The 7003-nt window shown below is 54.5% G+C and carries 6 protein-coding genes, 4 tRNA genes and 1 rRNA gene; all 11 read left to right on the top strand.

What is annotated here, in order from left to right; translation table 11 throughout:
- A 23S ribosomal RNA gene (locus tag ETC00_RS12145) occupies positions 1 to 173 on the top strand; the annotation flags it as partial.
- 58 nt (positions 174 to 231) lie between these two features.
- Positions 232 to 308, top strand: a tRNA-Asp gene (locus tag ETC00_RS12140).
- Between the two features lie 14 nt (positions 309 to 322).
- Positions 323 to 398, top strand: a tRNA-Phe gene (locus ETC00_RS12135).
- Between the two features lie 6 nt (positions 399 to 404).
- Positions 405 to 480 (top strand) — tRNA-Lys (locus ETC00_RS12130).
- A gap of 2 nt (positions 481 to 482) precedes the next feature.
- A tRNA-Gly gene (locus tag ETC00_RS12125) sits at positions 483 to 558 on the top strand.
- Between the two features lie 175 nt (positions 559 to 733).
- Positions 734 to 2467, top strand: coding sequence for a tetratricopeptide repeat protein (locus ETC00_RS12120; protein ID WP_171566342.1), 1734 nt, complete (start codon positions 734 to 736; stop codon positions 2465 to 2467).
- A gap of 74 nt (positions 2468 to 2541) precedes the next feature.
- A complete protein-coding gene (gene trxB, locus ETC00_RS12115) occupies positions 2542 to 3501 on the top strand; it encodes a thioredoxin-disulfide reductase (RefSeq protein WP_171566341.1) in 960 nt (319 codons plus the stop codon).
- Positions 3502 to 3745: 244 nt separating this feature from the next.
- On the top strand, positions 3746 to 4627 hold the full coding sequence (rapZ, locus tag ETC00_RS12110) for an RNase adapter RapZ (protein WP_171566340.1): 882 nt from the start codon (positions 3746 to 3748) through the stop codon (positions 4625 to 4627).
- Between the two features lie 66 nt (positions 4628 to 4693).
- Positions 4694 to 5704: a gluconeogenesis factor YvcK family protein gene (locus ETC00_RS12105; protein ID WP_171566339.1), complete on the top strand. Its 1011-nt coding sequence runs from the start codon at positions 4694 to 4696 to the stop codon at positions 5702 to 5704.
- A gap of 6 nt (positions 5705 to 5710) precedes the next feature.
- The gene (gene whiA / locus ETC00_RS12100; protein WP_171566338.1) at positions 5711 to 6661 is read left to right on the top strand and encodes a DNA-binding protein WhiA; all 951 of its coding nucleotides are present in this window, start codon (positions 5711 to 5713) and stop codon (positions 6659 to 6661) included.
- Positions 6662 to 6712: 51 nt separating this feature from the next.
- Positions 6713 to 6970 carry an HPr family phosphocarrier protein gene (locus ETC00_RS12095; protein ID WP_171566337.1) on the top strand — a complete coding sequence of 86 codons (258 nt, stop codon included), beginning with the start codon at positions 6713 to 6715 and terminating at the stop codon, positions 6968 to 6970.
- Positions 6971 to 7003: the final 33 nt, after the last annotated feature.

The raw sequence follows: 7003 nt of genomic DNA, 5'->3' as shown, positions 1-7003 counted from the left end.
TGCGGACGGGATAAGCGCTGAAAGCATCTAAGCGTGAAGCCCCCTCCAAGATGAGACTTCCCACAGCGTCAAGCTGGTAAGACCCCTCAAAGACGATGAGGTTGATAGGTTCGGTGTGGAAGCGCGGTAACGCGTGGAGCTGACGAATACTAATCGGTCGAGGACTTATCCACTCCAATGATCCTTTGCACCATGCATGTCCAGTTTTCAAGGAATGAAGGTTTTTTTCACGGAGCTGTGGTGAAGCTGGAGTTCACGCCGGTCTGTCACACCGGAGGTCGCGGGTTCGAGTCCCGTCAGCTCCGCCATCTACAATCAAAGCGGCTCGGTAGCTCAGTTGGTAGAGCAGAGGACTGAAAATCCTCGTGTCGGCGGTTCGATTCCGTCCCGAGCCACCATATTGTGAGCCATTAGCTCAGTTGGTAGAGCATCTGACTTTTAATCAGAGGGTCGAAGGTTCGAGTCCTTCATGGCTCACCAGTGCGGACGTAGCTCAATTGGTAGAGCGTCGCCTTGCCAAGGCGAAGGTCGCGGGTTCGAGACCCGTCGTCCGCTCCATTTTCGTTTTACACAATTGATACAACGGATAGACGACACCACTCGCTGTAAAGCCAGTGGTGTTTCCTGCTTTATTGGCTGGTTGCCAAGCACTTTGCCGGCCGAATCAACTTGTGGCGCGGGAGAGCTTCTGGTACGATACATGGAGTACTGCTCCCGGGATGTTGGAGGTTCTATGAAACATAACAAGGGTATCATCAAAGCCACCGTTGTTGACTTCATGCAAGATCCGGAATTCTTTGTGGAGCGAGGTCTTCGTTCCCTGCATCGCTACGATTACAAGAAGGCCCTTCGCTGCTTTCGCCGGGCAATCGAGCTGGAGCCTACCAATGCCGAATACCACTGCCACCTGGCCAGTGTTTTGGCAGAAACGGGGCAATTTGAAGCATCAAACGACGTCTTGTATGAAATTATCGAAAAGTACGATTCGTCCATGGTGGAAGTATACTTTTACATGGCCAACAATTACGCCAATCTGGAAGACTACCAGATGGCGGAAGAAATGGCGATCCGTTACCTGCAAGCGGATGAAAACGGCCCATATCGGCTCGAAGCGGAAGAACTGCTCGATTATATTTACTTTGAACTGGACATGCCGCCGCGCCACTTCCTTCCCGGTGACCGCGAGGACGTATACAGCAAACACGAACGAGCTCGTCAAAGCCTGGAAGAAGGGCGCTTTTTAGAGGCACTGGAGACGTTGAAAGAAATTGTGGAGACGGACCCGTCGTTCATGCCGGCCTGGAACAACCTGTCGCTGGCCTACTACTACGTGGGCGATTTTGCCCAGGCGATGGCGACGATCGAACAGACGCTGGAGCGGGAAAACGGAAACCTGCATGCGCTGTGCAACCTGGCCGTCCTGCTTTCCCACCACAATCGCGTGCAGGAACTAGTCGGGCTGATCGAGATGCTGAAAAAAGTGGTCCCGTATCACCCGGAGCACATGTACAAGCTGGCGACGACGATGGGCGTGCTCGGGCAGCATGAGGAAGCGTACCGACTGTACTACCGGATGTTGCGGACGGGGCGTATGCACGAAGCCTGCACATACCACTATGCGGCCATCTCTGCCTATATGACCGGACGCAGAAATCAGGCACTGCGTTGGTGGCAGAAGGCCAAGCAGCTGGACCCGGATTCGGGTGTAGCGGATCACTACTTGCAATTAGTAAAAGCGCAGGAAGAAGGGGAGAATACCCTATTGATTCCGTATCAGTACCATCCGCCGCAGCGTGAAGTATCCTGGGAAAAAGCGGCGCTTGAAGGCGTGGAAGGCCTCAAACAGGACCCGATGATCCGCGCTTCGTTGCTCTGGGCGCTGCAGCATGGGCGGGATGAAGTAAAGTTTGCCGTCCTGCAAACGCTTGCCATGATCGGCGATGACGAAGCGGAAGCGGCTGTTCGCCATTTTTACCACCAGACAGACGATCCGCAGCTGCAGAAGCTGGCCTTGCTGGCACTGGCTGACATGGGAGCGGCGTTGCCAGACTGCCCTCCCGGCATATCGGCGGAACGCGTCAAGGGCAAGCCAAACGCAGCGCAGCGTGATGCCGTCACAGACGGTGAGGCGAGCCGCACGACAAACGGTGCGGCGGGTCGCGTGAGCAGTGTCCCGCCCCAGACGGAAATGGAGAGCGTGGAAGACTGCATCTGCCGCTGCCTGATGGAAAACGACCGGACTGACATGGGCGAATGGTGCCTCAAGGTCTGGCACCGCTACAAGGAAAGCGTCGCCAACCCGGTACAGGTGCGGAAAACGGTGGCGTGGGTGGCCGCGCTGGAATATCTATACGGAACGATGAACAATCAGAAGCAATCCCAGGCGTATTTCGCCGAAAAATACGGGATATCTCCTTCAACCGTAGCCAAGTGTGTCAAAGCGTTGGCAGCACTTGATCTGAAATAGATTCTCATTTTATAATAAGTTTAAATAAGTGAATGAGAGCAGGCACAATCGTGCAGATTGAGGAGGCAGTGGACATGAGCGACCAAAAAATTTACGATGTCATCATTGCCGGAGCCGGCCCCGCCGGCATGACGGCTGCCGTATACACCTCCCGTGCCAACATGAGCACGCTGATGCTGGAACGCGGCGTTCCGGGCGGGCAAATGGCCAATACGGAGGAAATCGAAAACTATCCGGGCTTTGGGTCGATTCTCGGACCCGACCTGTCCACCAAAATGTTTGAGCACGCCCAGCAATTTGGTGCCGAGTACGCGTATGGCGAAATCAAGGAAATCCAAGACGGACATCCGTACAAGCGGGTGATTGCCGGCGACAAGGAGTACCTGGCGAAATCGGTCATCGTCGCGACCGGTGCTGAACACCGCCTGCTTGGCGTCCCCGGGGAAAAAGAACTGTCCGGACGCGGCGTTTCCTACTGCGCTGTATGTGACGGGGCGTTTTTCCGCGGCAAGGAGCTGGTCGTTGTCGGCGGCGGCGATTCGGCCGTGGAAGAGGCAGTCTTTTTGACCCGGTTTGCCTCCAAAGTGACCATTGTGCACCGTCGGGATCAATTCCGCGCCCAAAAGATTCTGCAAAAACGGGCGTTTGACAATGAAAAAATCGACGTAATCTGGGATACGGTCGTCAAGGAAATCCGCGGCGACAGCAAAGTACAGGCAGTGCTGCTGGAAAACGTCAAAACGGGCGAGCAGCGCGAATTCCCGACCGATGGCGTGTTCATCTACGTCGGCATGAATCCGCTGTCGGAGTGCGTGCGCGGGTTGGGCATCACCAACGAAGCGGGTTACATTTTGACCGATGAGCGTATGCACACCAAGGTAAAAGGAATTTTTGCCGCAGGGGACGTGCGGGAAAAAATGCTGCGCCAGGTCGTGACTGCTACCGGCGACGGTTCCATCGCTGCTCAATCGGCTCAGCACTACGTGGAAGAACTGAATGAGCGGCTGGCGGAAGAAAATGTCACAATGTCTTAACCTCCTTGTAACATAAATGAAATATTTGGGCGGTACACTAGAAGACGATGAATTGACCCCCTTATCTATACGAACCATACTTGCGTGGCTGCATTCAGCCGCGTCTTTTTTTTACCGAATCGGATGGGACAACCCGCTTCAGGTGCGATGCAGTCCGGCCGGTTCCACGGTTAGGTGGTTGGGAGGGTACGAATACGACAGTGGTTATGGTATGCTTATGTCAGAATCGTAGGAGGCGAGTGGAGTGACGGAAGTGGGAAAAGACAGAGCCATCAATTTGCTCATTATTACGGGAATGTCGGGTGCTGGCAAGACCGTAGCCGTACAAAGCTTGGAAGATTTGGGGTACTTTTGTGTCGACAACCTGCCTCCGGTGCTGATTCCCAAGTTTGCGGAACTGATTAAACAATCGGGCGGCGGCATCGAACGGGTTGCCCTGGTGATTGACCTGCGGGGACGAGAGTTTTTCGAAAGCCTGTCCGAAGCGATTGACAGCCTGAATCAGATGGAGGGTATTTCGTTTCATATCCTGTATCTCGATGCCAGTGACCAGACGCTGGTGTCCCGCTACAAAGAGACACGCCGACGCCATCCGCTTTCGCCGAACGGTTCGCCATTGGAAGGCATTCACGCCGAGCGCCGCCTGCTGCAGGAAATGAAAGGGCGGGCGCATCAGATTATCGATACCAGCCAGATGAAACCGGCACAGCTGCGTGAAAAGATTATCAGTCAATACGCACAGCAGGGATCGCCGCTGACGATCAACGTGCTGTCGTTTGGTTTCAAATACGGTACGCCGATTGACGCCGACCTGATGTTTGACGTGCGGTTTTTGCCGAATCCGCACTACGTGGAGGAACTGCGGCCGAAGACGGGATGTGACCCGGAAGTGGCCGAATACGTCATGAATCATAAGGAGACGAAGGAATTTATCGACAAACTGGTCGATTTTCTGTCCTTTACATTACCCCATTACCAGCGGGAGGGAAAAAGCCAGCTGGTGATCGGTATTGGCTGCACAGGTGGCAAGCATCGTTCGGTGGCGATCACCGAGCACATCGGGAACGTCTTCAGCAAAGATTTTACGGTTCGCATCAGCCATCGAGACATTGACAAAAACAAATGAGCATAGGATGGCGAAAGGACATCTGCGAGGAACGCCTGTGTGGATCAGCATATAATGAGGTGACATATGCCGACAAGGAGAAAGGGAACGCAGCCCGGGGAACAGCTGCGGGTTGTCGTGATCGGCGGGGGAACGGGATTGTCTGTCCTGCTGCGGGGGTTGAAGCATGAACCGGTTCACATCACGGCGATTGTTACCGTCGCCGATGACGGAGGAAGCTCAGGCATACTGCGGGAGGAGATGGATATGCCCCCGCCCGGTGACATTCGCAACGTGCTGACGGCCCTCGCCGACACCGAGCCGTTGATGGAGAAAGTGATGCAGTACCGTTTTTCAACCGGCACGGGATTAGCCGGCCATAATTTGGGGAATCTACTACTTGCAGCGATGAACGAGATTACGGGAGATTTTGTGACAGCAGTGAAAAAGCTGAGCGGTGTCCTGGCTGTGCGCGGCGACGTGCTGCCGGCGTCCACCCAGTCGATTCGGCTGCTGGCCGAAATGGAGGACGGCTCGATCGTCGTCGGCGAGTCCCAGATACCGCTTACAGGCAAGCGGATCAAGCGCGTCTTCCTCGATCCCGAAGACGCAGTGCCGTTAAGCGAGGCCTTGTTGGCCATTGAAGAAGCGGATGCGATCTTGATCGGTCCCGGCAGTCTGTACACCAGCATTTTGCCCAACTTGTTGGTGCGCGGACTGTTTGATGCCGTGAAGCGTTCGCCATCGCCAAAACTGTACATTTGCAACGTCATGACGCAGCCGGGTGAAACGGATGGGTACACCGCGTCCGCGCACGTGGAAGTGATGTACCGTCACGTGGGCAGTCCATTTTTGGACACCGTAATCGTCAACTCGGCTGACATTCCCGCGCATGTCTTGGAAAAGTATGCGGAAAAGGGGGCAACTCCGGTCATCTGCGATCTGGAGCGATTGCGTCAACTGGGGCTGCACGTCGTGGCGAAGCCGCTGGTAACGTTTGAGGACGGTTATCTGCGTCACGACGCGCACGCCGTAAGCAAACAGGTGGTATCCCTGATCAGGCGCAAGCGCAGGATGCAGAAGCTAGAGAAGGAGTGAGGGTCAATGTCATCATTCGCCGCACAAACGAAAAAGGAACTGACCATGCTGGACACCCCCGAGTGCTGCAGCCGGGCGGAGCTGGCTGCCTTGATCCGGATGAACGGCAGTCTGCAATTCGGGGCAGGACGGCTGGTGCTGGATGTGACAACAGAGAATGCGGCGATTGCCAGACGGATCTACACCCTGACCAAGCGCCTGTTTCATATACACGCCGAACTCTTGGTGCGCAAAAAAATGCGGCTGAAGAAAAACAACGTCTACATCGTGCGGATTCCGCACAAGGCGCACGAGATTTTGCAAGAACTTGGCATTATGGACCAAGACAAGTCCTTTGTTCAGGGCATTTCACCGGAGATCGTCAAAAGCTCGTGCTGCCGGGCGGCCTATCTGCGCGGGGCGTTTTTGGCTGGCGGTTCGGTGAATCATCCGGAGGCGTCCAGCTATCATTTGGAAATTTTCACGTCCTACCAGAATTTTTGCGAAGCGCTGACCAAGATGGCCAACCGCTATCGACTAAACGCCAAGTGTATCGAGCGGAAAAAAGGGTATGTGCTCTACATCAAGGAAGGCGAGAAGATTACTGAATTTCTCAGCCTCATCGGCGCGCATCAGGCTCTCCTGTACTTCGAGGACGTGCGGATCGTCAAAGACATGCGCAACTCGGTGAACCGCTTGCACAATTGTGAGATTGCCAACATCAACAAGACGGTAAATGCCGCTGCCCGCCAGATGGAGAACATCAAGCTGATTCAGCAGGAGATCGGCTTGGAAAACCTGCCGAAGCGGCTGCGGGAAGTGGCGGAACTGCGTTTGATGCACCCGGACATCAATCTGAAGGAGCTGGGGGAAATGCTGCCCAGCGGTCCGGTCAGCAAATCAGGCATCAATCACCGGTTGAGAAAAATCAACGAAATTGCTGAGAAATTGCGAGAAAAACAAAATGTATCCATCTAGCAGCATGGTATACTTATCGGTAACGAGTACACTGTGTGAGGAGGTCCATACATGGTTCAACAGCAGGTTGTGGTCAAATTGAAAACTGGGTTGCAGGCCCGTCCTGCGGCATTTTTCGTGCAGGAGGCCAACCGCTTTGTATCGGAAATTTTTGTGGAGAAAGGAAACAAAAAAGTAAACGCAAAAAGCATCATGGGCATCATGAGCCTCGCCATCAGTTCGGGAACGGAAATCACGATTTCGGCGGAAGGCCCTGATGCGGCTCAAGCGGTCAGCAGCCTGGCCAATCTGGTCAGCAAAGAGGAATAGGCCGCAACGTTATTGACACCTTGCAGCGCAGCT

Origin of the sequence: Brevibacillus sp. MCWH (genome assembly GCF_013096935.1) — a bacterium.
Classification (GTDB): domain Bacteria; phylum Bacillota; class Bacilli; order Brevibacillales; family Brevibacillaceae; genus Brevibacillus; species Brevibacillus aydinogluensis.
This window is presented reverse-complemented; position numbering and strand designations above follow the sequence as displayed.

What these genes read in the sequence shown, in the direction of transcription:
- ETC00_RS12120 (WP_171566342.1), top strand. Translation starts at nt 734, where the DNA reads ATGAAACATAACAAGGGTATCATCAAAGCCACCGTTGTTGACTTCATG.
- trxB (WP_171566341.1), top strand. Translation starts at nt 2,542, where the DNA reads ATGAGCGACCAAAAAATTTACGATGTCATCATTGCCGGAGCCGGCCCC.
- ETC00_RS12105 (WP_171566339.1), top strand. Translation starts at nt 4,694, where the DNA reads ATGCCGACAAGGAGAAAGGGAACGCAGCCCGGGGAACAGCTGCGGGTT.
- whiA (WP_171566338.1), top strand. Translation starts at nt 5,711, where the DNA reads ATGTCATCATTCGCCGCACAAACGAAAAAGGAACTGACCATGCTGGAC.
- ETC00_RS12095 (WP_171566337.1), top strand. Translation starts at nt 6,713, where the DNA reads ATGGTTCAACAGCAGGTTGTGGTCAAATTGAAAACTGGGTTGCAGGCC.